Source organism: Simonsiella muelleri ATCC 29453 (assembly GCF_002951835.1).
Lineage (GTDB): Bacteria > Pseudomonadota > Gammaproteobacteria > Burkholderiales > Neisseriaceae > Simonsiella > Simonsiella muelleri.
This window is the reverse complement of sequence record NZ_CP019448.1, coordinates 1,983,950-2,009,825: the sequence shown is the minus strand read 5'-3', so window position 1 is coordinate 2,009,825 and position 25,876 is coordinate 1,983,950. Positions and strand designations below refer to the sequence as shown.

30 protein-coding genes are annotated in these 25,876 nt (G+C 43.1%); 26 read left to right on the top strand and 4 right to left on the bottom strand.

The genetic code is table 11. The features are described from left to right. Positions 1-3 precede the first annotated feature (3 nt). The 6 genes from BWP33_RS10065 (at position 4) to BWP33_RS10040 (ending at position 4,812) form a co-directional block, all read left to right on the top strand. On the top strand, positions 4-429 hold the full coding sequence (locus tag BWP33_RS10065) for a hypothetical protein (protein ID WP_002641426.1): 426 nt from the start codon (positions 4-6) through the stop codon (positions 427-429). A gap of 61 nt (positions 430-490) precedes the next feature. After that, on the top strand, positions 491-1,315 hold the full coding sequence (gene ygfZ, locus BWP33_RS10060; RefSeq protein ID WP_002641427.1) for a CAF17-like 4Fe-4S cluster assembly/insertion protein YgfZ: 825 nt from the start codon (positions 491-493) through the stop codon (positions 1,313-1,315). A gap of 71 nt (positions 1,316-1,386) precedes the next feature. Beyond that, the gene (locus BWP33_RS10055; RefSeq protein ID WP_002641428.1) at positions 1,387-1,872 is read left to right on the top strand and encodes a PaaI family thioesterase; all 486 of its coding nucleotides are present in this window, start codon (positions 1,387-1,389) and stop codon (positions 1,870-1,872) included. Between the two features lie 73 nt (positions 1,873-1,945). Beyond that, on the top strand, positions 1,946-2,728 hold the full coding sequence (gene yaaA, locus BWP33_RS10050) for a peroxide stress protein YaaA (protein WP_002641429.1): 783 nt from the start codon (positions 1,946-1,948) through the stop codon (positions 2,726-2,728). A gap of 26 nt (positions 2,729-2,754) precedes the next feature. Beyond that, entirely contained in the window at positions 2,755-3,438 is a 684-nt protein-coding gene (locus BWP33_RS10045; protein WP_002641430.1) for a 16S rRNA pseudouridine(516) synthase, read from the top strand. Between the two features lie 93 nt (positions 3,439-3,531). Continuing rightward, a complete protein-coding gene (locus tag BWP33_RS10040) occupies positions 3,532-4,812 on the top strand; it encodes a malic enzyme-like NAD(P)-binding protein (RefSeq protein WP_002641431.1) in 1,281 nt (426 codons plus the stop codon). Between the two features lie 264 nt (positions 4,813-5,076). On the opposite strand, the gene BWP33_RS10035 is transcribed toward BWP33_RS10040, so the two are convergent. Next, entirely contained in the window at positions 5,077-5,586 is a 510-nt protein-coding gene (locus BWP33_RS10035) for a hypothetical protein (RefSeq protein ID WP_002641432.1), read from the bottom strand. A gap of 74 nt (positions 5,587-5,660) precedes the next feature. Here BWP33_RS10035 and BWP33_RS10030 point away from each other — a divergent pair, with 74 nt between their 5' ends. The 18 genes from BWP33_RS10030 to BWP33_RS09945 all read left to right on the top strand — a co-directional run bounded on the left by BWP33_RS10030 (position 5,661) and on the right by BWP33_RS09945 (position 21,064). Further along, entirely contained in the window at positions 5,661-6,266 is a 606-nt protein-coding gene (locus BWP33_RS10030) for a 4'-phosphopantetheinyl transferase family protein (protein ID WP_002641433.1), read from the top strand. Between the two features lie 110 nt (positions 6,267-6,376). Continuing rightward, complete coding sequence (locus BWP33_RS10025) at positions 6,377-7,057, top strand: beta-ketoacyl synthase chain length factor (RefSeq protein ID WP_224451221.1); 681 nt, start codon at positions 6,377-6,379, stop codon at positions 7,055-7,057. Then, on the top strand, positions 7,045-7,788 hold the full coding sequence (locus tag BWP33_RS10020; RefSeq protein ID WP_002641435.1) for a lysophospholipid acyltransferase family protein: 744 nt from the start codon (positions 7,045-7,047) through the stop codon (positions 7,786-7,788). The genes BWP33_RS10025 and BWP33_RS10020 overlap by 13 nt, the downstream gene beginning before the upstream one ends. A gap of 5 nt (positions 7,789-7,793) precedes the next feature. Then, positions 7,794-8,054 carry a phosphopantetheine-binding protein gene (locus BWP33_RS10015; RefSeq protein WP_002641436.1) on the top strand — a complete coding sequence of 87 codons (261 nt, stop codon included), beginning with the start codon at positions 7,794-7,796 and terminating at the stop codon, positions 8,052-8,054. A gap of 2 nt (positions 8,055-8,056) precedes the next feature. Then, on the top strand, positions 8,057-8,305 hold the full coding sequence (locus BWP33_RS10010) for an acyl carrier protein (RefSeq protein WP_002641437.1): 249 nt from the start codon (positions 8,057-8,059) through the stop codon (positions 8,303-8,305). Next, complete coding sequence (locus BWP33_RS10005; RefSeq protein WP_002641438.1) at positions 8,302-8,841, top strand: COG4648 family protein; 540 nt, start codon at positions 8,302-8,304, stop codon at positions 8,839-8,841. Before BWP33_RS10010 ends, BWP33_RS10005 begins: the two co-directional genes overlap by 4 nt. Positions 8,842-8,946: 105 nt before the next feature. Beyond that, a complete protein-coding gene (locus BWP33_RS10000) occupies positions 8,947-9,651 on the top strand; it encodes a glycosyltransferase family 2 protein (protein WP_002641439.1) in 705 nt (234 codons plus the stop codon). Further along, on the top strand, positions 9,642-10,562 hold the full coding sequence (locus BWP33_RS09995; protein ID WP_002641440.1) for a lysophospholipid acyltransferase family protein: 921 nt from the start codon (positions 9,642-9,644) through the stop codon (positions 10,560-10,562). Before BWP33_RS10000 ends, BWP33_RS09995 begins: the two co-directional genes overlap by 10 nt. Before the next feature lie 4 nt (positions 10,563-10,566). Next, positions 10,567-11,004, top strand: a complete 438-nt coding sequence (locus BWP33_RS09990; protein ID WP_002641441.1) for an acyl-CoA thioesterase — start codon at positions 10,567-10,569, stop codon at positions 11,002-11,004. A gap of 34 nt (positions 11,005-11,038) precedes the next feature. Further along, positions 11,039-11,629, top strand: coding sequence for a LolA family protein (locus tag BWP33_RS09985; RefSeq protein ID WP_002641442.1), 591 nt, complete (start codon positions 11,039-11,041; stop codon positions 11,627-11,629). Further along, entirely contained in the window at positions 11,629-13,206 is a 1,578-nt protein-coding gene (locus BWP33_RS09980; protein WP_002641443.1) for an ApeI family dehydratase, read from the top strand. Before BWP33_RS09985 ends, BWP33_RS09980 begins: the two co-directional genes overlap by 1 nt. Positions 13,207-13,218: 12 nt before the next feature. Next, entirely contained in the window at positions 13,219-15,468 is a 2,250-nt protein-coding gene (locus BWP33_RS09975; protein ID WP_002641444.1) for an MMPL family transporter, read from the top strand. Between the two features lie 17 nt (positions 15,469-15,485). Then, a complete protein-coding gene (locus BWP33_RS09970; protein ID WP_002641445.1) occupies positions 15,486-16,727 on the top strand; it encodes an NAD(P)/FAD-dependent oxidoreductase in 1,242 nt (413 codons plus the stop codon). A 225-nt stretch (positions 16,728-16,952) separates the two neighbouring features. Next, on the top strand, positions 16,953-17,342 hold the full coding sequence (locus BWP33_RS09965; RefSeq protein WP_002641446.1) for a hypothetical protein: 390 nt from the start codon (positions 16,953-16,955) through the stop codon (positions 17,340-17,342). Further along, on the top strand, positions 17,343-18,551 hold the full coding sequence (locus BWP33_RS09960; RefSeq protein ID WP_002641447.1) for a beta-ketoacyl-ACP synthase: 1,209 nt from the start codon (positions 17,343-17,345) through the stop codon (positions 18,549-18,551). It abuts the gene before it with no gap. Beyond that, a complete protein-coding gene (locus BWP33_RS09955; RefSeq protein ID WP_002641448.1) occupies positions 18,535-19,017 on the top strand; it encodes a hotdog family protein in 483 nt (160 codons plus the stop codon). The genes BWP33_RS09960 and BWP33_RS09955 overlap by 17 nt, the downstream gene beginning before the upstream one ends. After that, positions 19,010-19,741, top strand: coding sequence for a 3-oxoacyl-ACP reductase FabG (gene fabG, locus BWP33_RS09950; RefSeq protein WP_002641449.1), 732 nt, complete (start codon positions 19,010-19,012; stop codon positions 19,739-19,741). The genes BWP33_RS09955 and fabG overlap by 8 nt, the downstream gene beginning before the upstream one ends. A gap of 93 nt (positions 19,742-19,834) precedes the next feature. After that, a complete protein-coding gene (locus BWP33_RS09945) occupies positions 19,835-21,064 on the top strand; it encodes a beta-ketoacyl-ACP synthase (protein ID WP_002641450.1) in 1,230 nt (409 codons plus the stop codon). Positions 21,065-21,153: 89 nt separating this feature from the next. On the opposite strand, the gene BWP33_RS09940 is transcribed toward BWP33_RS09945, so the two are convergent. The 3 genes from BWP33_RS09940 to mltG form a co-directional block, all read right to left on the bottom strand. Beyond that, positions 21,154-21,855, bottom strand: coding sequence for a TIGR02117 family protein (locus tag BWP33_RS09940; RefSeq protein WP_002641451.1), 702 nt, complete (start codon positions 21,853-21,855; stop codon positions 21,154-21,156). 21 nt (positions 21,856-21,876) lie between these two features. Further along, a complete protein-coding gene (locus BWP33_RS09935) occupies positions 21,877-22,128 on the bottom strand; it encodes a BolA family protein (RefSeq protein ID WP_002641452.1) in 252 nt (83 codons plus the stop codon). Between the two features lie 65 nt (positions 22,129-22,193). Beyond that, positions 22,194-23,198, bottom strand: a complete 1,005-nt coding sequence (gene mltG, locus BWP33_RS09930) for an endolytic transglycosylase MltG (protein ID WP_002641453.1) — start codon at positions 23,196-23,198, stop codon at positions 22,194-22,196. Positions 23,199-23,388: 190 nt separating this feature from the next. Here mltG and tgt point away from each other — a divergent pair, with 190 nt between their 5' ends. Together tgt and BWP33_RS09920 are read left to right on the top strand one after the other, a co-directional pair. Beyond that, positions 23,389-24,504: a tRNA guanosine(34) transglycosylase Tgt gene (gene tgt, locus BWP33_RS09925; RefSeq protein WP_002641454.1), complete on the top strand. Its 1,116-nt coding sequence runs from the start codon at positions 23,389-23,391 to the stop codon at positions 24,502-24,504. Positions 24,505-24,693: 189 nt separating this feature from the next. Next, the gene (locus BWP33_RS09920; protein WP_104930452.1) at positions 24,694-25,812 is read left to right on the top strand and encodes a phospholipase A; all 1,119 of its coding nucleotides are present in this window, start codon (positions 24,694-24,696) and stop codon (positions 25,810-25,812) included. Positions 25,813-25,876: the final 64 nt, after the last annotated feature.

Here is a 25,876-nt window from a genome sequence, read left to right as displayed (position 1 = left end):
ATTATGAAAATGAAAGAATTACATGATTTAATTAAACAATATATTCCACAAGTTACTTATTTGGAAACCGAAACCGAAGAAGTGGCAGAAGGTGAATGCGCAATTTGGGCGCAAGACGATTGTACATTTATCATTGAATTTGCTAATCAATCTAATGAGTCACCTGCATTGGTGGCGATTTTGCAGACCATCTCACAAAAATTGGATTGGTTACACAATCAACGCGCAAAAATTGAACAACTTATTGTAGAAAAAGAAAATTTTGATACAAACAATGCGTATGCAGTATACACAGCGTTTTTTGTGGAAAATGAGCGCGAGGTATTTTGTGAGTTTGCCATTTCTGCACCTGAATGGAGTGAGCAAGTGGCTGAATTTTCATTAGAATCTAACAATGAATTGATTTATCAAGGTTTGGAGCCAGCGTGAGTGTTTCAGGCTGCCTGAAAGTGCTAAAATGCAGCTTCATCGAATTTGAAAGGATAAAATCATGCAAACTTTATTGCCTTTTTTTGGTGTGATTGAAGTGTCTGGCGATGATCGCCACGATTTTTTACATAATCAATTTTCTAATGATATTAACCATTTATCAGAAAATCAGGCTTGTTATGCCACTTATAATACGCCTAAGGGTCGTGTGATTGCCAATATGATTGTGGTCAATTCAGGCAGCGTGATTCACTTGATTTTGGCAGCGGATTTGGTAGAAAAAATTGTTAAGCGATTGAAAATGTTTGTGTTACGCGCTAAAGTGCAATTGGATATTTTGTCTGATTGGGGCGTTTCAGGCAGCCTGAAAGATGATGCGCAACCCATTTTCCCCAGCGAACCGCATTTGCAATTGGGCATTAATGAATTAGGCGAAATTCAATTACCACATTCAGGCTGCCTGAAAATTGCTCCAAAAAACGAATTGCCGCTACACTATGTCGCCGCTGAATCAAGATGGAATACGCATGAAATTTTAAGTGGTTATCCGTGGATTTGTGCTGCAACCACTGAAACTTGTGTGGCGCAAATGCTGAATCAACACAATATCGGCGGTGTGCATTTTCGTAAAGGTTGCTATCCAGGGCAGGAAATCATTGCACGCGCTCAGTATCGTGGGCAAGTAAAACGTGGCTTGGCTATTGCGCGCAACCCAAATCCGCAAATTGCAGGCGCACCAGTGCAAGACGCAAACGGCGAAGAAGCAGGTTTGGTGCTCAATTCAGTTGGCGATTTAAATTTGTTGGTGGTGAAATATGGCGTGGTCTCAAGTGAGTTGCGTGATGTTTCAGGCAGCGTATTTGCTTTGGAGCATTGTTTTTTTTAATTAAATTAATCAGAAGAATAATCTTTCAGGCTGTCTGAAAAGAATCAACACATCATTCATTAGGAATTTCAATGCTGCCTTTGCCAAAAAAAATGCCCAAAACCGCCAATCGTTTGCGCCACCGATTAAATTTGTGGTCGCCATTGTTTTTTGCTGGTATTAAAATTACTTATTTATCAGATGATTATACGCATTGTCGTGCCACGCTGAAAAATTGGCCATTTACTAAAAATCCACATGGCGCACAATTTGGCGGTAGTTTGTTTGCGCTGACCGACCCCATTTACGCGATGATGTGTAATTGCTTGCTGAATCAGACGCATTACGTGTGGGATAAAGAAGCACATATTGATTTTATTAAAGCGGCGCGTGGCGAAGTGTATTTGGATTGCCAGATTAGTCGCAAAGAAATCGACGAAATTTTATCCGCGACCGCCAGCGGTGAAAAGCATTTTCCGCAATTTACCGTGCGCGTGTTTGACGAAAACAATGAAACCATCGCGATTGCCACACGGACTTTATATGTGCGCTTGAAAAAAGAATTTCGTCCGCAATAAATTTTCAGGCAGCCTGAAAAAGATTTTATTAATGATTGATTTGCTCAACGCGAAGCTTTTGGAGAATAACATCATGTATTTCCTGCTTTCCCCTGCCAAAAATTTGAACGAAACGCGTGATTTCACGCCGAAAATGTATTCTGAACCGCCCTTATTGGAAGAAGCTGAATTGTTGATGAACGATTTGCGTCCGCTTGCACCGCAGCAATTAGCTGAATTAATGCATATTTCTGACAAACTTGCGCTACTGAACGCCGAGCGAAACGCCAATTGGCAACCACCGTTCACGCCCGAAAATGCCAAACAAGCCATTTATATGTTTAATGGTGATGTGTATGAAGGCATTGATGCTTATCACAGAAATGAAAATGAAATCAGTTATATACATAATCATGTTCGTATTTTATCGGGTTTATACGGTGTGTTGCGTCCGTTGGATTTGATGCAGCCGTATCGTTTGGAAATGGGGACGGCGTTACCCAATTTGCGTGGTAAAAATTTGTATGAATTTTGGGGTGATCGCATCACTAAACGTTTGAATTTTACGCTAAAATGTTCGGAAGACCATATTGTTGTGAATTTGGCATCGCAGGAATATTTCAAAGTGATTCAGCCAGCCAAGTTGAATGCGCGAATCATCACGCCCATTTTTAAAGATGGTAAAAATGGACAAAATTTTAAAGTTGTGAGTTTTTATGCGAAACGAGCACGCGGTTTGATGGTGCGCTACGCGGCAGAAAATGCCATTGAAGATGTTGAATTATTGAAAGATTTTGATTTAGAAGGTTATTCCTTTCATGCGGCGATGTCGTCTGAAAATGAATGGGTTTTCTTACGCAACCATGTGGGCGAATAATTCAGGCTGCCTGAAAGATTAATTTTATGAATTTATTGAAATATTTACAAGCACAAGGCATTGGTAGTCGCAAAATGTGCCAAACACTTATCAGATGTGGTTTGGTGCAAATCAATGGCGAAATCATCAACAATGAAAAAGCCGAAATCACGCCCGAAAATGTCCAAACCATGAATATTGATGGCGAAGATGCAGTGGTGATTCCGTTGCCATACTATTATATCTTATTGAATAAACCCGAAAATTATGAAACTTCGCACAAACCACGCGATTATCCAAGTGTATTTATGTTGTTTCCCGACCATTTGCGTGCTACCGATATTCAGGCAATTGGGCGGTTGGACGCAGACACGACAGGCGTTTTATTGATAACCAATGATGGACAATTTAATCACAAAATGACTTCTCCGAAGCATAAAGTGGCAAAAATCTACCGTGTAACGCTTAAACATTCTGCCAATGAGTCTATTTGTGAAACATTGAAAAATGGTGTGTTGCTGCACGATGATAATGAAACCGTTTCTGCCGAAAACGCAGAATTGACATCACCCACCGAATTGATTTTGACCATTAGCGAAGGCAAGTATCATCAAGTTAAACGCATGGTTGCCGCCGCAGGAAATCGCGTGGAAGCCTTACATCGTCTGCAATTTGGCGATTGGGGGACTGAAGATTTAGCGGCTGGTGAATGGCGATTTATTCAGCCGTAAAAAATCTTTCAGGCAGCCTGAATAATTTTCTTTCAGGCTGCCTGAAACATGAGTAAAATTTGGTTTTTCAACCCAAACTAGATAGTATTAAAAATGAGCAATTTGAAACAAGAAGCACTTAAATTTCATGAATTTCCTGTTGCAGGAAAAATTAAAGTTGTGCCAACCAAGTCATTTGCAACGCAACGTGATTTGGCGTTGGCGTATTCTCCAGGTGTGGCAGAGCCTTGTTTGGAAATTGAAAAAAATCCACAAGATGCTTACCGTTATACAGCCAAAGGCAATTTGGTTGCCGTGATTTCTAATGGCACAGCAGTGTTGGGTTTGGGGGATATTGGCGCACTTGCCAGTAAACCCGTGATGGAAGGCAAGGGCGTGTTGTTTAATAAATTTGCTGGAATTGATGTTTTTGACATTGAAATCAATGAGAAAGATCCTGAAAAATTAGTAGACATCATCACTGCATTAGAACCAACTTTTGGTGGCATCAATTTGGAAGACATCAAAGCACCAGAATGTTTTTACATTGAACAAAAATTACGCGAACGCTGCAAGATTCCCGTGTTTCATGATGACCAGCATGGTACGGCAATCATTACCGCTGCGGCTGCATTGAATGGTTTGCGTTTGGTGGGTAAAAAAATTGAAGAGGCGACTTTGGTGTGTTCGGGCGCGGGTGCGGCAGCGATCGCGTGTGTGAATTTATTGGTTGAATTGGGTTTGAAACGTGAAAATGTAACCATGTGTGATTCAAAAGGCGTCATTTATCAAACGCGTTCTGACCGCGACCGCATGGACAGCAGCAAGATTCGTTATGCGATTGCTGATAATGGGCAACGTGTGTTGGCTGATGCGGTGGTAGGTAAAGACATTTTCTTGGGTTTGTCGAGTGCGAATGTGTTGTCAGGCGAAATGCTGAAAACAATGGCAAACAAACCATTGGTTTTTGCAATGGCAAATCCCAATCCAGAAATCACACCTCCTGAAGCCAAAGCCATTCGTGAAGATGTGATTATTGGCACAGGTCGCTCTGATTATCCAAATCAAATCAATAATGTATTGTGTTTTCCATTTATTTTCCGTGGCGCGCTGGATTGTGGCGCAGCACAAATTAATGAAGAAATGAAAATGGCAGCCGTACATGCTATTGCTGATTTGGCAACTGAACCCATTACTGATGAAGTTCGTGCTGCATATGGTGATGTGGATTTGAAGTTTGGCGCAGAATACTTGATTCCCACGCCATTTGATACGCGCTTGATTGCGCGTGTTGCGCCCGCGGTAGCGAAAGCGGCTGCAGACAGTGGCGTGGCGACTCGTCCAATTGAAGATTTGACGTTATATGCTGAAAAATTATTGAATTTAAATCGGTAATTGAAACCAAATATCAGATAGTATATTTTTTTTAAACAGCTAGTTACGGTTATTTTGTTAATTAGCTGTTTTTATTTTAAATTAATTTTATGTTGACTTATAAAGGCACGAAATTGTCAGTAGCTCCTAATTAATTATTAATTAATAGTTTCAAATACCACGCGCCGCGTGTTGAATTTAGGAGAAATAACCATTCAACTGCGATGCCGATTTTTGACAAAAAGCAGCTGAATGAATCATTTAGTAACCGTCTTCTAGATACCATCAGCGTGCAATGTTGGCACGCATCAATACACGACCGTGGAATGTCCCCACTTCACATTCGTATTGACCACCACTTAATGCGTTTTTATTCAAATAACTATGTAAATGAGTTACGCGATGTCCCCCATTTTTTGCTGCGGTTTCTTGGAATTTTTTCGCGGCGTTAAGAAAAGCGCGTACGCACGTTTGTTCATCGGAATGACCAACGCGATTAGCTGCTTGACGTGTGGTCAAATTGGCTTTGATGACGCTGCCTTCGTTTGCAAAACTCACACGCGCACCACTACCTAAAATGGATTGAGCTTCTGCCGAATTCAAAACCGCGCTACCACTACAACGGTACAATACATTGCGACCACCTGAACTACTGTCGCCACGTACTTGCTGGCAAATGCCTTGACTAGCGGGTTGGCTTGATGTGCTGTTACTGGTGGTTGCGCTGTTGCCTGAACTTTGACATGCTGCCAATACACACGCCGCTAAAATGGAAATAATAAATTGATTTTTCATATTTTGATTACTCCTATTGTCATAAAGTTTTTTGTTAAAATTAATTTGGATATTGTAAACAAGAAAATGCCCAAATGCTAACACTTTATTTTGCTACGCCAGATTTTGCGTGTCAATATTCAGGCTGCCTGTTGTCGCCAGCCGACCAAATGCGCTTGCAGCAAAATCCGCATTTGGCAAATCAAATTCAATGGCAAGTCAGTCGTGCGGTAAAAGCGGTTGCACCGTGTGAATGGGGGGTATTGAGTCACAGCGCAAATCATGTGGTGTGGTTGGTATCGGATGAATCTTCAGGCAGCCTGAAAATGGGTGTGGATTTGCAACACATGAAATCGCGTTGTTTTTCGGCGTGGCACGATTTGATTTTGTCGGCTTCGGAATGTGCATGGTTGCGTGAGCAACATTTTGCGCCTGTTGCGTATTTTGCGTTGTGGGCATTGAAAGAAAGTTTGATTAAAGCCAATGATTTGGATTGGGCAGATTTGCGTGATGTGGGATTACAACGCCGTGGTGATGCGTGGCGATTGATGGCAAATGATGATGTTTGGTTTGGTAAGGTGTGGTTATTGGCAAATGATTTTGTGGTGGCGGTGGTGCATCAGCAACCCAATGAAATTGCCTTGCACGCATTAAATGATTGGCAGACTAGGGGTGTGATTTTTTGTTTTCAGGCTGCCTGAAAAGTAGCAGGTCTTTTTCATCTAAATGTTGACAAATAGCTGTGATATAATTTCATTTTTTGATTATTTTCATTCCATTAATCATGCATTTTCGTTTAATGAATTGGTCGATGGCATCTACCCATCTTGTTAGCCCACAACACTGGTACGATTGGGCGCACGGTTCGATCAATCCCAATACGCTGCCTGAAATCAAACCTGAATTATCGTTCTTGCCTGCCCTGCAACGTCGCCGCTTGAGTTTGTCGGCGCGATTGATGTTTCAGGCTGCCTACGAGACGGTGGGGGAAATGCGTTGTCCGACTGTTTTTGTATCGCATGATGGTGAAATCAACCGCAGTTTTGAGTTATGGCAAACTTTGTTGCGCGATGGTGATGTGTCGCCGACTTCGTTTGGTTTGTCGGTGCATAATGCGTTGGTGGGACAGTGGTCTATGTTGCGTGGCGATACGCATGAAAACACAGCGTTAGCAGCGCAACAAGATGGTTGGGAGTTGGCGATAATGGAAGCGGTGGCGTTATTGCACGAAAATGCTGAACAGGTTTTGGTGGTAGCGGCAGATGAACCATTAAGGCAGCCTGAAATCATGGCAAATCGTGCGCCATTTGCGTATGCGGTGGCGGCGTTGTTGGCGCGTGGCGGAGATTGGCAATTGTCGCGACAATCTTATTTACAAGATAATGGTGATTATTTTGGCGCATTGAATTGGGTTAAAAATATGATTTTGAATCGGAATTCATTTACACAATTTTATCAAAACAGTGCGTGGCGGTGGCAATGTATTCGTTGAATCAGATTTGGCGGTTGTTTGCGACAGCGTTGGGATTTGTGATTTTTGGGTTATTTGGGGTTTTATTTAAAATCATATTGTTGCCGTATTTGTCAGGCAGCCTGAAAACGCAAATGAAAGCGCGAAGATTGGTAACAAAATCATGGTGTTGGTTTGTAAAATACATCACGTTGATGGGTGTGGTGGAGGCGCATTTTCATGGTTTTGAAAAACTGGGGCGCACGGGGCAATTGATGTTGGCAAATCACCCATCGCTTTTGGACGTGGTGTTTATTTTGAGTCGTGTACCTGATGCCAATTGTGTGGTTAAGGCAGATTTGCTGCACAACCCTGCAATGAGCAGTCAAATTCGGGCTTGTGGTTATGTGTTGAATCGGGAAGATTTTGATTTTGTAGAGCAAATTGACGAGATTTTACAAACACAATCGCTGCTGATTTTCCCCGAAGGCACGCGAACAGGTTGGCATGAAAACGTTAAATTTCATCGTGGCGCGGTGTCATTGGGCTTACGTAGTGCGAAAATCATTACGCCGATTGTGGTCAAAATGTCGCCTGAAAATTACAAAAAAGGGCAAAAATGGTATCAAATTCCACGTGAAAAACCCGTTTATCATTTTGTTGTTGGTGATGATATTGACCCGCAAACGTGGCTGGCTGAAAAGCCGTTGCCGATTGCCGCTAGACGCTTAAACGATGAATTACAACATTATTTTAATCAGCAAATGAGGTAAATAAAATGAGCAATTTAAATCAAGAAATCAAAGAATTAATTATCAGCAGTTTGGATTTGGAAGACATCACCGCTGCTGATATTGATGATCACGCGCCTTTATTTAGTGATGACGGTTTGGGTTTGGATAGCGTGGACGCATTGGAGTTGGGTTTGGCAATTCAAAAGCATTTCGGTTTTCAATTGGATAAAGAGAATACCGCTTTGCGCGACAGTTTTCAAAGTGTTGCCACGCTCGCCGAATTCGTACAAAAAATGAAAGGATAATCATGACTGAACAAGAAATTCGCCAAATCTTATTAGATGCGTTGGAAAATTTATTTGAAATTGACGTGAGCCAAGTTTCAGGCAGCACCCATTTATACGAAGATTTGGAAATTGACAGTATTGATGCCATTGATTTAATTGATCATATCAAACGCCAAACGGGGCATAAACTTCAAGCGGAAGATTTTCGCGCTGTGCGAACCATTGATGATGTGGTGGCGGCGGTGTTGAATAAAGCGGAGCAAGTGTGAGAATTGTCTTGAGCGTTTTGTTGGGTGTGATGAGCGTGGCGTATCCGTTGATTTGGTATTTTGGGCGAGAATGGGGTTGGTTCAATTATCTGGCGGTGGCGATGGCGGTTTTGTGGGGCATTCGCGCTACGTTGCAACGCGATAGAGCGCAAAAAATGATGGCGATGGTGGTGGCGATGTTTTTTGTGGCGGTGTGGATTTTCAGGCTGCCTGAAAGTATGTATTGGTACCCTGTGGTGGTTAATGGTTTGATGTTATTGATTTTTGGCAGCAGTTTGTGGGCGAAACAGACACTGGTTGAACGTTTGGCGCGTTTGCAAACGCCTGATTTACCACCGCAAGGTATTGTTTACACGCGAAAAGTTACGCAAATTTGGTGCGTGTTTTTTATTGTGAATGGTACGACGGCGGCGGTGTTGGCGTTGTTGGGTTGGCACAACATATGGGCGATTTACACGGGTATTGTGGCATATGTTTTGATGGGTTTGTTGGGGATTGGTGAATTTGCTTATCGTAAGTTGATATTAAAAGTTTAAAATTTTATTTATCATCAAGTTAATCAATGAATTGAACAACAAAAACAGAATAAATTGTGCCACGTATTGAGTAAAAATTAATTTTATTTTAAAACAAATAATTTCATGAATTTAGTTGCGATTATCCCCCATTATCGTCATTTAGAGACGTTGCCGACAGTGATTCAGGCGTTGCGTGAATTTCATTTGCCCATTATGGTAATTGATGATGGTTCTGGTGACATGTATGCTGATGATTTACAAAATATTTGTACTGATGTTCAACTTTTCAGGCTGCCTGAAAATGGGGGCAAAGGTGCAGCGATGAAACACGGTTTGTTTCAGGCAGCCGCGCAAGGATTTACGCACGCATTACAAATTGATGCGGACGCACAACACGCGTTTTCTGATATCCCAAAATTGTTGGCAGCCGCGCAAGCCGCACCTGATGCCGTGATTTGTGGTCGTCCGATTTACGGTGAAGATGCCCCAAAATCGCGTTTATACGGTCGCCAAATTACAAATTTTTGGAACGCCATTCACACGCATTCATGGTCGGCGATTTGGGACGGAATGTGTGGTTTTCGCGTTTATCCAATTGAAATGACAAACCAAATTATTCAATATCAATATGTTGGTCAGCGCATGGATTTTGATAATGAAATTTTGGTGCAGTTGTATTGGCATGGCGCAAAATTGATTTGGATAGATACGCCCGTGGTTTACGAAAATCACAGTATTTCACATTTTCGTGCATGGCAAGACAATGTTTTAATTAGTAAAATGCACGCAAGATTATTTTTTCAAATGTTGGCGAGATTATGTCGTTAAATGCAGAACATTGGGCAAATCAACACGAACGCGGACACGCCATTTTTTTGCGTTTAACTGCGTTGATGGTGCGTTATTGTCCTGTGTGGTTGGTGCGTGTGTGTACGGCGGTGGTATGTGCTTATTTTTATGCGACTTCAGCCGTATCGCGCCGCCATATTCGTGAATATCAAACGCGTCTCAAACAGACGTTCCCAGATTGCAGGCTGCCTGAAAAAATGGCGGTTTATCAGCAGTTTGCGGCATTTGGTGAGGCGATTGCTGACCGTTTTGCGGTGTGGCAAGGCAAGCTGACTTACGCCGATTTGGTGTTGGACGATTGCGACAATGTGTACGCAGACATTCGCCAACACAATGCACGCGGGCAAATTTTTATTTGTTCGCATTTGGGCAATGTGGAAATTTGTCGTGCGCTGGTGTCGCACCATATTGGTTTTAAAATGAATGTGTTGGTGCATAGCCAACACGCACAAGCCTTTAATCAAGCCCTAAAAAATGCAGGTGCAAACGATATTAATCTCATTCAAGTTAATGATTTAGATGCTGCAAAAATGCTAGAACTTGCCAATCGCTTGGACGCTGGCGAATGGTTGGCGATTGCTGCCGATCGTATTCCTATTCGGGGTGAAAAAACGGTAGCGGTACAATTTTTGGGTAAAACCACGCAATTGCCACAAGGCGTATGGTTATTGGCGTATTTGCTTAGAGCAAAAACCAATACATTGTTTGTATTGAAAAAATCTGGAAAATATCATTTGATTTTACGGCGTTTTGCCGATGCGCCAAATGCCAAACGCCACGAACGCAACGCAAAAATCGCTCAATATGCCCAACGCTATGCCGATGAATTGGCACAACGTGCCGCACAAGTGCCGTTGCAATGGTTTAATTTTTACAATTTTTGGCGATAATTTTATGAAAAAACATATTTTTTGCACTTATCATTATGATTTGGACGTGCCGTTTTTTGATGTGGACAGCTTGTTTATTGTTTGGCATGGTCATTATGTGAAATATTTGGAACAGGCGCGGTGTGCATTTTTGGCTGAAATTTCACATGATTACAATGTGATGCGTGAATCAGGTTACGCGTATCCTGTGGTCAAATTGGATTTGAAATACATCAAACCTGCCACGTTTGGGCAAAAAATTCGTGTGGAATTGAATGTATTGGAATTTGAAAGCAGTTTAAAAATAGAATATAGCATCAAAGAGTTAGCCACTCAAACCAAGCTCACGCGTGGCAGTACCATGCAAGTTGCTGTCCGCACTGATAATGGCGAATTACAATTTCAGACACCCGAAGTTTTTCAAGCAGCCATCCGCCAATTTGTTGGGTTTCAGGCTGCCTGAAAAGATATTTATCAATTTAATCAAAGAAATAATCATGTTATCTAAAAAAAATTTTGCGTGGGTGGCGTTGATGATTACCGCACCAACCTACGCACTCACACCCACCGAATTGACCGCGCATTTGCAACAACCCAGCACCGTGCAAGGGCAATTTGTGCAACAGCGTTATTTGAAAAACATCACCAAACCCATGCAAACCAGTGGCGAATTTGCTCTGAAAAAACAAGTAGGTTTGTATTGGCATGTACAAAAACCGTTGGATTTACAATTGCGCGTTCGTCCGCAGGGCATCGCGCAGTGGGACAAAAAAACGTGGCGTAACAGCAGTCAATCAGGGCAAGCAGCACAAGTTAAATTGTTTATGGCGGTGTTGGGCGGCGATACGCAGGAATTAGCCAAACAATTTAATTTAAGTGTTTCAGGCAGCCTGAAAAACTGGACGCTCACTTTGCAACCCAAAACCGCCATCATGAAACAAGTATTTGAAAATATTAGCATTCAAGGAGACCAAGTGGTGCGACAAGTACAATTGCGTGAAAAACAAGGCGACCGCACCGTGATGACATTCCAAAATCCAAAAATCAATCAAACACTTAATCCCAGTGCAGAAAGTGCATTAAAATAATGTTGTGGCTCAATGAGTTATTGAATCATCCGCCAATGGCGCGTACCGATTTTGTGCAGCGTGTTTATGATTACGTGAATGCGTTAGCTGGTGCGAAATCGGTTGCGCTTTATTTTGATGGCGCGATGGAAACGGCGGCGACGTTGTTGGCGGCGTGGCAAGTGGGCGCGGAAGTTTTTCTTTTGCCTAATCAAAAACTTGATGCATTGGCTTGGGCGAAACAAGCCGATGTGTTTTTATCTGATGATAATCCCATTCAATCTACTGAAAATATTCATGAAATTATTTTCAGGCTGCCTGAAAAGGCGCGCCTTTGGTTACAAACTTCGGGTTCAACGGGAACGCCTAAAATTGTGGCGAAAACCTGTGAACAAATGTGTATTGAGGCGGCGGCGGTGGCGAAAATGTTGCCTGAAAATTGGCAGAATCGGGCAGTGGCTGCGAGCATTTCAGCGCAACACTTATACGGTTTGACGTTTCGTGTGTTTGTCGCGCTGAAAATGGGCTGGACGTTGTCGAATGCATCGCATCGCTATCCTGAAGACTTGTTGGCGCAGACAGTTGACATTTGGTTGACCAGTCCGAGTGTGTTGAATCATTTTAGCGAACAGCGTGATTGGGCGAATGTGCGTTTGTGTGGTGTGATAAGTGCGGGTGGAATGCTGCCTGAACATACCATTCAATTATTTGAAAATAAAATAAATTTATCTATTTTAGATATTTATGGCAGTACCGAAACGGGTGTAATAGCGCGGCGTTGGGGTTTGGGGAAGCGTGAATTGCTGCCTGAAGTGGTGGCGCGAATAGATGGCGGTTTGCATATACAATCGGCGTGGTCAAATGGCGAACAAATTTTGGCGGATAATGTAGAGTTAAATCATAATGAGTTGATTTTACATGGAAGAAATGACCGAATCATCAAATTGGGCGACAAACGTATCTCACTTAATCAAATTGAACATATATTAATGATGCATGATTATTTAGCTGATGTGGTGGTTGGGACATGGCACAATCGTGTGGCGGTATGGGCGATGTTGAGTGCGGAAGGTGTGCAGCAATTGCGTGAATTTGGACGTAAGGCATTGGTGGCGAAATTGCGTCAATCACTTGTTTTATCGGTAGAAAAAGTAGCATTACCGCGTTATTGGCGATTTCAAGCGACTGAATTGCCACGTAATTCACAGGGTAAATTAGCGGTAGCGGATTTTGAACAGATTTTCGCTAAGCAGCCTACACAACCCAATTGGCAATTAATTTCACAAAATGAAAATGAATGGCAATTTTCGGGTAGCGTTCCGATTAATTTGCGCTATTTTATGGGGCATTTTGATGAGTTTCCGTTGGTGGCGGGTGTGGTGCAAATACAATGGGCGATGGATTTGGCGCGACAATTTGATTGGGGAAATTTGCCTATTGTGCAAATGGAAAATTTGAAATATCAACAATTTATTCGTCCAAATGATACGGTTATTGTGTCGTTGCGCTGGGATGCAGAAAAATGTAAAGCGTATTTTTCGTTGTCGGTAGACGGTAAAATGTGTGCGTCAGGGCGTGCGGTTTTTCAGGCAGCCTGAAAAGGTAACATAATGACTAAATTAGCAAAAATTTATGCTTTATTGTTGGTGGCGGTGATGATTTGGTTGGTAGGGCAATTTGTAAACCATTCACCGATTCAGACGCAATTAACCGCGTTGCTGCCGCAATCTGCACAATCAGAGGTGATTCAAGCGGTTGAAAAATATCAGGAAAATCAGTTAAATCAACAAATTATCATATTAATTGGCGCAGATGACAGCGAACGCGCTTTTCAGGCAGCCGAGCAACGTTTAATTTTATGGCAAAACAATGGTTTATTTGCAGAAGTTGACGGCAAAATCAATCCCGATTTAAGACAATTGCGCCAATCTTTGCACACGTTGGGGGCAGCGACCTTGCCAGCCGAACAGATTCAGCAACTCTATGAAAACCCAAAACAATATTTTATTGAACGCGCTGAAGTGGCGGCAAATCCTTTTTCAGGCAGCTTGTTGTCTTTGACTGATGATTGGTTGGGATTTTCGCGTTTTGTCTTGCAAAAACAAGCCAATCAAGTGCATTGGCACAGTGAACACGCGATGTTGTACGCCGAATTCAATGGCAAAACATGGGTTTGGTTACGTGCCAAATTGAATAATCATCAACCTAATCCCATGCTGTTAAATTGGTGGCAGCAAGAGAAAAAAATAGCACAATCAAATCATTATGAATTTGTTGCAAGTGGTGGGGCGTTGTTTGCCGCAGATGCCAAACAATCTGCCGAACGCGAAAGTAGCGTGATGTCTGGTGTGGGTTTGACGTTAACGTTTGCGTTGTTGCTGGCGGTATTTCGGTCGTGGCGCGTGCTGTGGCTGGCGTTGCCATTGGGCGTGGGGGTGTTGATGGGATTGGCGGCGGCAGTGGCGGTGTTTGGTGAGATTCACGCGTTGACTTTGGTGGTTGGCACAAGTTTGGTGGGGGTTTTGGTGGATTTTCCATTGCATTGGCTTGCGCCATCGCTTTTCAGGCAGCCTGAAAACGGTTGGCAAGGTACAGAATCCATGCGTTATGTGTTGCCTAGTTTCTTGATTAGTTTGACAATTACGGTGGTGGGCTACATTTTATTGTATTTCACGCCTTTGCCTGTGTTGCGACAAACGGCGGTATTTTCGGCGGCGGCTTTATTGGGGGCATTTGGCGCAACGGTGTGTTTTTTGCCTGTTTTGATGAAAAAATATGTGCCGCGTAAAATGCGTTTGCCTAATATCAAAATTTCGCCGAAGTTTAATTATTTTATGGGAATTTTGGCGATTTTATTGTGCTTTGGCATCACTAAAACGCATTGGCAAGATGATATTCGTCAGTGGGCGAATTTACGCGCAGATTTATTGGCTGATACGCAATTGGCTGCTCAAATTAGCCAAATGAATGCTACACAAACTGTTATTTTAATTGGAAAAAAGCCAGATGATTTGCTGCAAAAAAGCCGAGAATTGGAAAACCGTTTGCGCAATGTGGCGAATATTCAGACGTTGAATCAATGGATTTTGCCAATAAATGAACAAGTTGCATTAAAAAAACAATTTGCCAATTTGGCTAAGCAGCCTGAAAATTTTGCGCCATTGGTGGCATTGGGCGTACCATCGGAAACCATTCAGGCTGCCTTGAATGCGGCGGCGAATGCGCCAACGGTAACATTGTCGGACAGTTTAAATGCACCACAAGCCGAAGCTTTTCGTGGTTTGTATGTGGGCGAAATAGCGGGACAATCTGTGGGTCTGGCGCGAATAGGCAGCCTGAAAACGGGGACGAATGTGGCAGATTATTTGCCTGAAAATGCGTTTTTACTGGATAAACGTTCCGAATTAAATCAGCAGTTTACCCATACACGTAATTTGGCTGCGTGGCTAAAAATGGGGTCGTTGTTGGTGGCGTGGTGGGTGCTGATGGCAATTTTTGGTTGGCGGCGTGGTTCAGTGATTTTGTTGTTGCCGATGTTGGCGTTGATGGCGACAATCGGTGTATTGGGCTGGCTGAATTTGACGATTGGCTTGTTTGTGATGTTTGGTTTGTTGCTGACGCTGGCGATTGGTGTGGATTATGCGGTTTACGCGTTCCATGCACCCGAAACGGCGGCGGCGAGATTAATGGGCGTGGGTTTGGCAGCGATAACCACAGGAATTTCATTTGGTTTATTGGCATTGAGCGCAACACCTGCGGTGATGGCATTTGGCGTGAGTGTGGCGTTAGGCGTGGTCTTTAATTGGGCTGCGATTTCATTGGCGATTTATTTCAGGCTACCTGAAATGTTTTTTGTATAGAAATAGGTTTTAAAATCATGAATTTAAATAATTTTGATGTTGCCATTATTGGTGCGGGACCTTCGGGTGCGGTGGCGAGTGCATTGTTGAATCAACAGGGCTTTCGTGTTTGTGTTGTGGAAAAACAACATTTCCCACGTTTTGTGATTGGCGAAAGTTTGTTGCCACAATGTATGCAATTTATTGAAGCTGCAGGATTTTTGCCAGCCGTACAAGCCGAACCGTCTTTTCAATTCAAAAACGGCGCGGCATTCAATTGGGGCAGTCGCAACACGGAGATTGATTTTACAGACAAATTTACCGCAGGACATGGCACGACTTTTCAAGTGCGCCGTGAAAAATTTGACCATATTTTAATTAATGAAGCGATTAAACAAGGGGTTACGGTACGTTTTGGCGAAGAAGTCGTGGCGTATGATGACGACAGTGCGCAATTAACCGTGCAGCCTGAAAATGGTGAACCTTATGTTTTACAAGCAAAATTTGTTTTAGATGCGAGTGGATATGGGCGTGTATTGCCACGTTTGTTGGATTTGGAAACACCGTCTCATTTGCCTCCACGCGAAGCACATTTTACGCATATTGATGATTTTATTGATGAATCTGATTTTGATCGCAACAAAATTTTAATTACCACTCACCCAAATCATCGTGATGTGTGGTTGTGGCTGATTCCTTTTGGGGATAATCGTTGTTCTATTGGCGTGGTTGGGTTGCCTGAACGTTTCCAAGATTTTGAAAATTCAGAGCAAATTTTGAAAACGTTCGCGTTGCAAGTGCCACGATTGGCGCATATTTTGAGAAATGCACAATGGGAAAATGATGTTCCATATCGTGTGATTCGTGGTTATTCGGCAAATGTTAATACTTTGTTTGGTAAGCATTTTGCATTATTGGGGAATGCGGCGGAATTTCTTGACCCCGTGTTTTCATCTGGCGTAACAATTGCGATGTATTCGGCAAATTTGGCGGCAAATTTATTGACAAAACAATTAAATGGCAACAATGTAAATTGGCAAACCGAATTTGTTGACCCATTGATGGTGGGCGTGAACGCATTTCGCACTTATGTAGATGGTTGGTATGATGGCAGCTTTCAAGACGTGATTTACGCCGAAAATCGCACCCCTGAAATCACGCGCATGATTAGCGCAATTTTGGCAGGCTATGCGTGGGATACCGAAAATCCATATGTGGCAAAATCGGCACGCCGTTTGGCGGCGTTGGCGGAAACGGTAGGCAGTGCAGTTTATCGTTAGTGTTGAATTGAGAACCCATATTCACAGCCAAGCGCGATGTCTTTTTGCCCCACTTGGCGTGCCTGTTGCGTTGAATTTCACGCCAATAGGAATGCTATTGGCATAAAATTCGCCTTACATTCTCACTAACTGGGACAAAAATCCATTTCACGTTGACTATGAATACAGGTTCTGAATTTTTCAGGCTGCCTGAAACTGAAGGTGGCTTGAAAATGAATTTTAAATATGAAAAAAATCAAATTATTACCTTTTATTTTATGTTTGAATGCGTGTGTGTCTGCTTATTCGCCACAAGATTTACCGATGCTATCTAGTGAACAAATCTTGTTGTTTCAATTGGATAAATTAGATGAGCAAGGCAATGTGTTGCAAACCAGTTTGTTGAGCATACAAGGGGAAGCGGATGGTGCAACACGTTGGACACAAACCGATGCGTTTGGCGCACCACAAGCACGTTTTGTCGCTAAATCAAATGGTTGGCAACGAGATGGTTTTGTGATGCCCAATGCCGAAGCGAAACGCTTGTTCACGGAAATGTTACCCTATGTGAAACGTGGTTTCAGGCAGCCTGAAAAAATTCGCAACGTGTTAATTACGCCTTTGGAAAATGAGTAAATGACTGTTTATTTGAATAAACCAGCTGTTATTTCTGCGTTAGGGCGTGGATTGATGGCGCACATTGAGGGCATTTTGTCGCCAGAACCGACACTCACACCACGAAGTGATTTGGTTCATGGTAACACATTGTTTTTTGGTGAAGTTTGTGGAAGTTTGCGTGAATTTGCCGAACATATTTCATCTCAACATCGCAGCCGTAATAATCAATTATTATGGGACGCGCTGGCACAAATTGAGCCACAAATTGAATTGCTAAAACAAAAGTTTAGCGCGGACAGAATTGCAGTCATTATGGGGACTTCGGTGAGTGGCGCAGATGAAAATTTACCTTTATTTCAGCAGTTAGCAAATCATCAATGTATTGAAAATACAAAATTTTTACAACAAACGCAATTGCATTCCGACCCTGCTGATTTCGTCAAGCAGGCATATGATTTGCAAGGCGTGGCATATGGTGTTTCTACGGCTTGTACTTCGGGGGCGCGTGCGTTGATGTCTGCGGCGCGGTTGTTGCGTTTGGGTTTGTGTGATGCGGTAATTTGTGGTGGCGTAGACACGCTTTCTCCTTTAACAATCAATGGGTTTTATGCGCTGGAAGTACTTTCAGGCAGCCATGCGAATCCATTTTCACGCCACCGAGATGGCATCAACATTGGTGAAGCCGCCGCCGCATTCATCGCTACACGCGAACCGTTGGAGGGTGAAAGTTTGCCTTTATTGGGTTATGGTGCGAGTAGTGATGCGTATCATATGTCATCGCCACATCCTGATGGAGTGGGGGCGGCAGCGGCTTTTCAGGCTGCCTTAAATTTTGCTAAATTATCATATGAATCAATTGGTTGGATAAATTTGCACGGCACAGGCACAGTTCATAATGACCGCATGGAAAGCCGTGCAGTCGCGCAAATTTTCGGTAGTCAAACGCCTAGCACCTCCACTAAACCCTTGACAGGACACACATTAGGTGCAGCTGGTGCATTGGAAGCGGCATTGTTGTGGGGTGTGGTTTCGCGTGAATGCAACCTCAGTGGCAAATTACCTCCACAAGTGTGGGACGGCGAACGTGATGAGCAATTATCTGAAATTTATTTAACTGATACAAATAGTTATTGGCAAAATCAGCGTATCGGTGCAAGTGCATCGTTTGCATTTGGTGGCAATAATGCGGTGTTGATTATTGGAGAAAGTGATGCTGGATTGGGATAAGGTTACGCCTGCACAAATCATGCCACATTCTGGTCATATGGTTTTGTTGGATAAGATTATTTTTTGTGACGAAATGCAATTGCAAGCCTACGCCCACATTGACGAACAACATTTTTTGCTACCTGAAAATGCGGCTGGTTTACCCAGTTATTTGGGGGCGGAAATTATGGCGCAAGGTGTGGCGGCTTGGGCTGGAGCGCATTGGTTGGTGTATGGTGAACCTATTCGTTTGGGCTTTTTGTTGGGGACGCGTAAATTGGTTTTCAGGCAGCCTGAAATTAAAATTGGTACGCAATTACTTGTTCTGATTAAACAATCTTGGCAAGATGATTCGGGTATGGGCGTGTTTGATTGTGAATTGCGTTGCCGTGAAACCGATGAAATTTTAGTGAGTGGCGCAATGAATGTTTACAGCCCAACTAATTTGTCCGATTTAGCTCGTATTTTAGGAAAAAATAATGAATAATCAATCAGTTTTGGTTACAGGTTCTAATCGTGGTATCGGTAAAGCCACCGCATTAAAATTGGCAAAAGATGGATTTGATGTGGTGGTGCATTGTCGCAGTCGCCGTGAAGAAGCCGAACAAGTTTGCCAACAAATCAAAGCATTGGGACGAAATAGCCGTGTTTTGCAATTTGATGTGGCGCAACGTGCCGTTTGTCGTGAAATATTAACCGAAGATGTGGACAAACATGGTGCGTATTATGGTGTGGTGTTGAACGCAGGTTTGACACGCGACAATGCTTTTCCAGCTTTGGAAGATGACGATTGGGACAGTGTATTGAGAACCAATTTAGACGGATTTTTCAATGTGTTACATCCTATTATTATGCCGATGATTCGCCGCCGTGCTGCTGGACGGATTGTATGTGTGGCGAGTGTGTCGGGGATGGTTGGCAATCGCGGACAAACCAATTACAGCGCGTCCAAAGCAGGGCTGATTGGTGCAGCTAAAGCGTTGGCAGTGGAATTGGCAAAGCGCAAAATCACCGTGAATTGTGTTGCTCCCGGTTTGATTGAAACCGAAATGTTGGACGAAAATTTACCCATTGACGAAATCATGAAAGCCATTCCAGCAGCGCGTATGGGTTTGCCTGAAGAAGTTGCCCACGCCATCGCGTTTTTGATGAGCGAAAATGCCAGTTACATTACGAGACAAGTTTTGGCAGTAAACGGTGGATTATGTTGATGGGTGTGTATTGTTTAAAAAATAAATAATCAGATGGTTATATTATTCAGGCTGCCTGAAAATCAAATAACACAAAATTAAAGGAAAAATACAATGACTCCAAAACGTGTGGTTATTACAGGAATTGGCGCGATTTCTGCGTTTGGGCGTGATTGGCAGTGCGTTCAGGCTGCCTTTCAAGCCAGACAAAATGCGGTACGTTATATGCCTGATTATGCTGAATTTTCGGAATTAGAAGCACGACTCGCCGCACCGCTTGCTGAACCCTACGCTGCCCCAAAACATTGGATGCGCAAGCAATTGCGCAGCATGGGTTTGGTGGCGCAATACACGGTTGATGCGGCAGAACAAGCCTTGTTGCAAGCTGGGTTGTTAGGTAGTTCATTAATTCTAAATGGAAATATGGGTGTTTCAGCGGGTTCGTCATCGGGTAGTCCAGCGGATATTTTGGACGTGGGTTTGCTGCTCTCCAAATTGCCCAACCATTTTAATGCCAATACTTATGTTCGCATGATGCCACATACCACAGCCGCCAATGTGGGGATTTTTTTCGGCTTAACGGGGCGTGTGATACCGACTTCCAGTGCGTGTACATCGGGCAGTCAAGGGATTGGTTATGCGTATGAAGCCATCAAATATGGCAAAATTCCCATGATGCTGGCAGGGGGAGCGGAAGAATTGAGTGCATCACAAGTGATTGTATTTGATAGTTTATATGCAGCCAGTCGCCGTAACGCGCAGCCTGAAAGTACCCCACGACCTTATGACCGCGACCGAGATGGTTTGGTTATTGGCGAAGGCGCGTGCATGATGGTGCTGGAAGAATTAACACACGCCCAAGCACGTGGCGCGAACATCATCGCAGAAATTGTGGGTTACGGCGCAAATTCAGACGGTAGCCACATCACGCGTCCCGAACAAACCACCATGAAACGTTGCATGGAATTGGCGTTGGCAGATGCCAATTTATCAGCCAGTGCAATTGGTTATGTGAGCGGACACGGTACAGCCACCGAACAAGGCGATATCGCCGAAACCCAAGCTACTGCCGCTTTATTGGGATATATTCCCATGAGTTCACAAAAAAGCTATTTGGGCCATACACTGGGTGCGTGTGGTGCGCTGGAGAGTTGGTTCAGTATTGAGATGATGCGGTCAAATTGGTTTGCGCCAACTGTGAATTTGGACAATATTGATGAGCGGTGTGGTGATGTGGATTTTATTCGCGAAAATGGACGCGTGATTGAGACAGAATTTGTGATGAACAACAATTTTGCTTTTGGTGGTGTGAATACCTCTTTGATTTTTAAGCGTTGGTCGTAAGCATACCAAAACTTTCAGGCTGCCTGAACAATACACGTTTAGGCAGCCTGAAAGTTTTGTAAAACCCAAAAGTTGTTTTTTAGGCTAATTCAATGACGATACGCATTCATTAAGCTGCCTGAAAACGGTGTCCACACCACCGCTTTGAGTCCACTCATTTTCAAGCGTTTATTTGCCCAAGTATTGCAAGTATTAAACAAATGGTATGTTCCCCGTGCTTCATAAAACGCATCACTATCATGATAGTGCGCGTTTGGAATCAACATGGCGTGTGATTGTGCGTCCACGCGAAAACTTGGCAAAATACTTGCTACTAAGCGTTCGTATTCGGCTGGTGTCAATAGAACTTTAATGCTGTCGGTGTGTTCCATCGGCGGACGCGCAAAAAAGGTAACGTGCAACGCAGAATCTCCTATTCCGCTTATTGCTTTGAATGCGGTACTTGCGCGTAAATTTTCCCAAGTCGGGCTTTCTAAGTAAAAACCTTTATCACCCCAGCCGATGCCCACATATTGTGCAGGCTGCCCTGAACGTGTATCTAATGGATTAACAATCTGATTCCAATCATAAATTTGATTACGCATGGGCATGACGATATCGGTGTGAATGCCGTTGCTCATCAAGTAAATCGGAATGTTGCCAGGTATGGTGTCATCACGGTCGGCGTGAATTTCCATCACGCCAAACAGCAATGCCGCCAAAAAATACATACACACCAGCGACATTAAACCAGTTGCCACGATTAACAGCGCATCGCGCCATTTATCTAAATGTAAATTGATTTTACGCATATTTTTCAGGCTGCCTGAACGTTAAGCGGATTGTTTTGCTGCCCATTCGGCAGGTGTCGCCGCCACGCTGATGGATAAGGCGTGTAATTCGTTGCTGACCAGTTGTGCTGCCAAACCATCTTTGATTAAGCGGTGGCGTGTTAAGCGATTCTTGCCTTCAAATTCGGCGGAGACGATTTGCGCGAAAAAGTGGTGCCCATCGCCCTCCACTGCAACAAATTCGCATGGAATCACATTTTCAATTAATGATTTAACTTGTTCTGGGTGTAACATGGTTGTTCCTTCTATTTAAAAATTGACAAAAAAATAGGTCAGTTGAACATTATCATGCTCATTATTTATTTTTTCAAAATATATTGGCGAACCGCATCATTGTGTTCGTCTAATGTTTTGCTGAAATGGCTGCGGTTGGTGCCGTCCATTTTGGCGACAAAATACAAATAGTCGTTTTGGTTGGGGTGGGCGGCGGCTTCTAATGCTGCTTTGCTGGGTAGGGCGATGGGTGTGGGCGTTAAACCTGCGCGAGTGTAGGTATTGTATGGTGTATCGGTTTCCAAATCTTTGCGGCGGATATTGCCTTGGTACGCATCGCCCATACCATAGATAACAGTGGGGTCGGTCTGTAAGCGCATTCCTTTTTCCAAACGGTTACGGAATACGGCGGCTATGTCTTTGCGGTCGCCTTCGTGGGCGGATTCTTTTTCTACGATGCTTGCCATGATTAGCAATTCATAGGGATTTTTATAGGGTAAATCTTTATCGCGTCCGTCCCAAGCTTCATTTAAGTAGGTTTGCATCATTTTGTAGGCGGCGCGATAAATTTGTAAATCGCTGTTGCCTTGGTCGGTTTCGTAGCTTTCGGGGAAGAACAAACCTTCGGGATGAGTCGATGGTGCATTTGGGTCAATTTCGACTAATAATTGTTCATCGGACCAATCGCGCGTATCGTGTCGTAAGTCTGGATTTTCATTGATGATTTTTCGCATATCTTTGAATCGCAGACCTTCTATAATGCGAACGGTGGTGGCATCTGGGCGTTTATTTTTCAAATATTGCACGATTTCCCAAGTTGATGCTTTGCTCGGGATTTTGTAGCTTCCTGGTCTAATATTGTTATCTAATCCGTTGATTTTACCTGATAATCTGACTGCTAATTTGCTATAAACTACATTATCATTGGCAAGTTGTTGCGATACGCTCGCTAAACCTTGTCCTTTTTCAATGCGTAAACGGTAATTTTGTGGAATATCTTTTTGTATCAATAATAAAGACGCAAAGACACCACCAAATAAAATAAATGGAATGATAAAACCAAGCAAAATTTTCAAGAATTTTTTTATCATATGGGTTCTGCCGTATCAAAAAAGCGAAGTATAAATTAAATACCGCAATAACAGAATCATTCATGATGATTTTATTGTGGGCAAAACTTTCAGGCAGCCTGAAAATCATGCGCTTAGCGGTAAATCACTATATAATTCGTCGCGCAAAAAAATCTTTCAGGCTGCCTGAAAATATTATTTAGGGAAAAATATGTTGAATTTTACTTTACACCAAAAAGACGGCTACGCACGCCGTGGTACGTTAGAGCTCAATCATGGCAAAATAGAAACCCCCGTATTCATGCCCGTTGGCACATACGGTTCGGTTAAAGCCATGACACCGCACAATCTACACGACATCAAGGCGCAAATTATTTTGGGCAATACTTATCATCTGTGGTTGCGTCCAGGTTTGGAAGTGATTGAGCAATTTGGTGGTTTACACGATTTTATTGGCTGGAATAAACCGATTTTGACCGATTCGGGTGGTTTTCAGGTATTTTCCTTATCGGATATGCGCAAACTCACCGAAGACGGTTGTACTTTTAAAAGCCCGATTAATGGTGATAAATTATTCTTGTCTCCCGAAATTTCCATGAAAATTCAAACGGTTTTGAATTCTGATATTGTGATGCAATTAGACGAATGCACGCCGGGTGAAGCCACGCACGAACAAGCACGAAAATCGTTGCAAATGTCGTTGCGCTGGGCAGAACGCAGCAAAAAAGCGTTTGAAGATTTGAATAATCCGAATGCGTTGTTTGGCATCATTCAAGGTGCGATGTATGAAGATTTGCGCGAAGAAAGTTTACGCGGATTAGAAGACATTGGTTTTAAAGGGATTGCGATTGGTGGTTTGTCTGTGGGTGAACCGAAACCCGAAATGTACCGAATGTTGCGTGCAATCGCTCCGATGCTGCCTGAAAGTAAGCCACATTATTTGATGGGAGTGGGGACACCTGAAGATTTGGTGTATGGTGTGGCGCATGGCGTGGATATGTTTGACTGCGTGATGCCGACTCGTAATGCGCGAAATGGTTGGTTGTTTACGCGTTTTGGCGATTTGAAAATCCGCAATGCCAAACACCGTTTTGATAAGCGTCCGTTAGATGAAAGTTGTACTTGCTATGCGTGTCAGCATTTTAGTCGTGCTTATTTGCACCATTTGGATAAAGTGGGCGAAATTTTAGGGGCGCAACTTTGCACGATTCATAATTTGCATTTTTATCAAGTGATTATGGCGGAAATGCGCGAAGCAATTGAACAAGGTAAATTCGCCGACTGGCAAGCGCAATTTCATGAGAATCGCGCACGTGGTGTGGACTAATTCAGTGAATTAATTGAAAAAAAGCAACAAAATTTATTTTTTCAGGCTGCCTGAATGTTAAAATCATACAAAATAAAATGGTGTTAAGCTACAATCACGCTTGTATGTTTTTCAGGCAGCCTGAAGCCCTATGGGGACGGAAAATCTCTTGAAAATTTTTTTTAATTTTTTTATTTAATTTAAATGATTATGAAATACTTACCTCTTTCTTTCTCTGTATTACTGGCATTGAGTCCAGCCTGGGTTCAGGCGGCGGATAATGTGCAGAAGTGTTTGAATTTGACGGACGCTACGGCGCGTTTGGCGTGTTATGACCGCTTGCATCATCATCAACCGACCGCCGCCGATACCGCGTTACAACCACCATCTGAAGTAACCGCCACCACACGCAGCGTGTTGGATTTGGAGAAAACGTTAAACCATTCTATTGAAAAACGTGAAGCGCAAGTGGTGTTGGCAGAAGCGCCTAATACAGTTTCCAGTCGCACGCCATTGAGCGAATTGTATGATTTGGATGAAAACAGTGAGAGCGGCTTATTAACGGTTCGTGAACATAACCCAATGTATATTATGCCATTTTGGTACAATACCAGCCCAAATTTATACCCGAGCAGCCCATCGCGTGGGGTAACAGACAACGATATTCAGTCCAAACAAAAACATTTGGAAGGGAAATTTCAATTTTCTTTCAAAACCAAAGTGATGCAAGATTTGTTTAAAACCAAAGCAGATTTGTGGATGGGGTACACGCAACAATCTAATTGGCAAATGTATAACTGGGGCAGTGATTCTGCACCGTTTCGCAACAATGATTATCAGCCCGAAATTTTCTTGACGCAGCCTGTGAAAGCAGATTTGCCTTGGGGAGGGAAATTGCGAATGTTGGGCGCGGGTTTTGTTCATCATTCCAATGGACAAAACCGACCTGCATCGCGTTCATGGAACCGTATTTACGCGATGGCGGGTATGGAATGGGGTAAATTGACTATACAACCGCGTTTGTGGGCGCGATTGGATCCGTCCAAAGACAGCCAAGATGATAATCCCGATATCACTGATTACTATGGTTTTGGCGACATCAGAACATCGTATAATTTTGATGAAAAACGCAGTTTAACGTCTACATTGCGCTACAATCCGTTCCACAATAAAGGTGCAATTGAATTGGCGTACACATTCCCCATCAAAGGTAAACTCAAAGGTTTTGTGCAAGGTTTCCATGGTTATGGCGAAAACTTATTGGATTACAATCATAAACAGACGGGGATTGGTATGGGTTTGATGTTCCAAGGTTGGGATGGTTTGTGATTTGTCATGATGACGGTCGTTCACATCAAGCACATAATGGAGCAGACAATGCAGTAGTATTTTT

What these genes read in the sequence shown, in the direction of transcription:
- BWP33_RS10065 (WP_002641426.1), top strand. Translation starts at nt 4, where the DNA reads ATGAAAATGAAAGAATTACATGATTTAATTAAACAATATATTCCACAA.
- ygfZ (WP_002641427.1), top strand. Translation starts at nt 491, where the DNA reads ATGCAAACTTTATTGCCTTTTTTTGGTGTGATTGAAGTGTCTGGCGAT.
- BWP33_RS10055 (WP_002641428.1), top strand. Translation starts at nt 1,387, where the DNA reads ATGCTGCCTTTGCCAAAAAAAATGCCCAAAACCGCCAATCGTTTGCGC.
- yaaA (WP_002641429.1), top strand. Translation starts at nt 1,946, where the DNA reads ATGTATTTCCTGCTTTCCCCTGCCAAAAATTTGAACGAAACGCGTGAT.
- BWP33_RS10045 (WP_002641430.1), top strand. Translation starts at nt 2,755, where the DNA reads ATGAATTTATTGAAATATTTACAAGCACAAGGCATTGGTAGTCGCAAA.
- BWP33_RS10040 (WP_002641431.1), top strand. Translation starts at nt 3,532, where the DNA reads ATGAGCAATTTGAAACAAGAAGCACTTAAATTTCATGAATTTCCTGTT.
- BWP33_RS10035 (WP_002641432.1), bottom strand. Translation starts at nt 5,586, where the DNA reads ATGAAAAATCAATTTATTATTTCCATTTTAGCGGCGTGTGTATTGGCA.
- BWP33_RS10030 (WP_002641433.1), top strand. Translation starts at nt 5,661, where the DNA reads ATGCTAACACTTTATTTTGCTACGCCAGATTTTGCGTGTCAATATTCA.
- BWP33_RS10025 (WP_224451221.1), top strand. Translation starts at nt 6,377, where the DNA reads ATGGCATCTACCCATCTTGTTAGCCCACAACACTGGTACGATTGGGCG.
- BWP33_RS10020 (WP_002641435.1), top strand. Translation starts at nt 7,045, where the DNA reads ATGTATTCGTTGAATCAGATTTGGCGGTTGTTTGCGACAGCGTTGGGA.
- BWP33_RS10015 (WP_002641436.1), top strand. Translation starts at nt 7,794, where the DNA reads ATGAGCAATTTAAATCAAGAAATCAAAGAATTAATTATCAGCAGTTTG.
- BWP33_RS10010 (WP_002641437.1), top strand. Translation starts at nt 8,057, where the DNA reads ATGACTGAACAAGAAATTCGCCAAATCTTATTAGATGCGTTGGAAAAT.
- BWP33_RS10000 (WP_002641439.1), top strand. Translation starts at nt 8,947, where the DNA reads ATGAATTTAGTTGCGATTATCCCCCATTATCGTCATTTAGAGACGTTG.
- BWP33_RS09995 (WP_002641440.1), top strand. Translation starts at nt 9,642, where the DNA reads ATGTCGTTAAATGCAGAACATTGGGCAAATCAACACGAACGCGGACAC.
- BWP33_RS09990 (WP_002641441.1), top strand. Translation starts at nt 10,567, where the DNA reads ATGAAAAAACATATTTTTTGCACTTATCATTATGATTTGGACGTGCCG.
- BWP33_RS09985 (WP_002641442.1), top strand. Translation starts at nt 11,039, where the DNA reads ATGTTATCTAAAAAAAATTTTGCGTGGGTGGCGTTGATGATTACCGCA.
- BWP33_RS09980 (WP_002641443.1), top strand. Translation starts at nt 11,629, where the DNA reads ATGTTGTGGCTCAATGAGTTATTGAATCATCCGCCAATGGCGCGTACC.
- BWP33_RS09975 (WP_002641444.1), top strand. Translation starts at nt 13,219, where the DNA reads ATGACTAAATTAGCAAAAATTTATGCTTTATTGTTGGTGGCGGTGATG.
- BWP33_RS09970 (WP_002641445.1), top strand. Translation starts at nt 15,486, where the DNA reads ATGAATTTAAATAATTTTGATGTTGCCATTATTGGTGCGGGACCTTCG.
- BWP33_RS09965 (WP_002641446.1), top strand. Translation starts at nt 16,953, where the DNA reads ATGAAAAAAATCAAATTATTACCTTTTATTTTATGTTTGAATGCGTGT.
- BWP33_RS09960 (WP_002641447.1), top strand. Translation starts at nt 17,343, where the DNA reads ATGACTGTTTATTTGAATAAACCAGCTGTTATTTCTGCGTTAGGGCGT.
- BWP33_RS09955 (WP_002641448.1), top strand. Translation starts at nt 18,535, where the DNA reads ATGCTGGATTGGGATAAGGTTACGCCTGCACAAATCATGCCACATTCT.
- fabG (WP_002641449.1), top strand. Translation starts at nt 19,010, where the DNA reads ATGAATAATCAATCAGTTTTGGTTACAGGTTCTAATCGTGGTATCGGT.
- BWP33_RS09945 (WP_002641450.1), top strand. Translation starts at nt 19,835, where the DNA reads ATGACTCCAAAACGTGTGGTTATTACAGGAATTGGCGCGATTTCTGCG.
- BWP33_RS09940 (WP_002641451.1), bottom strand. Translation starts at nt 21,855, where the DNA reads ATGCGTAAAATCAATTTACATTTAGATAAATGGCGCGATGCGCTGTTA.
- BWP33_RS09935 (WP_002641452.1), bottom strand. Translation starts at nt 22,128, where the DNA reads ATGTTACACCCAGAACAAGTTAAATCATTAATTGAAAATGTGATTCCA.
- mltG (WP_002641453.1), bottom strand. Translation starts at nt 23,198, where the DNA reads ATGATAAAAAAATTCTTGAAAATTTTGCTTGGTTTTATCATTCCATTT.
- tgt (WP_002641454.1), top strand. Translation starts at nt 23,389, where the DNA reads ATGTTGAATTTTACTTTACACCAAAAAGACGGCTACGCACGCCGTGGT.
- BWP33_RS09920 (WP_104930452.1), top strand. Translation starts at nt 24,694, where the DNA reads ATGAAATACTTACCTCTTTCTTTCTCTGTATTACTGGCATTGAGTCCA.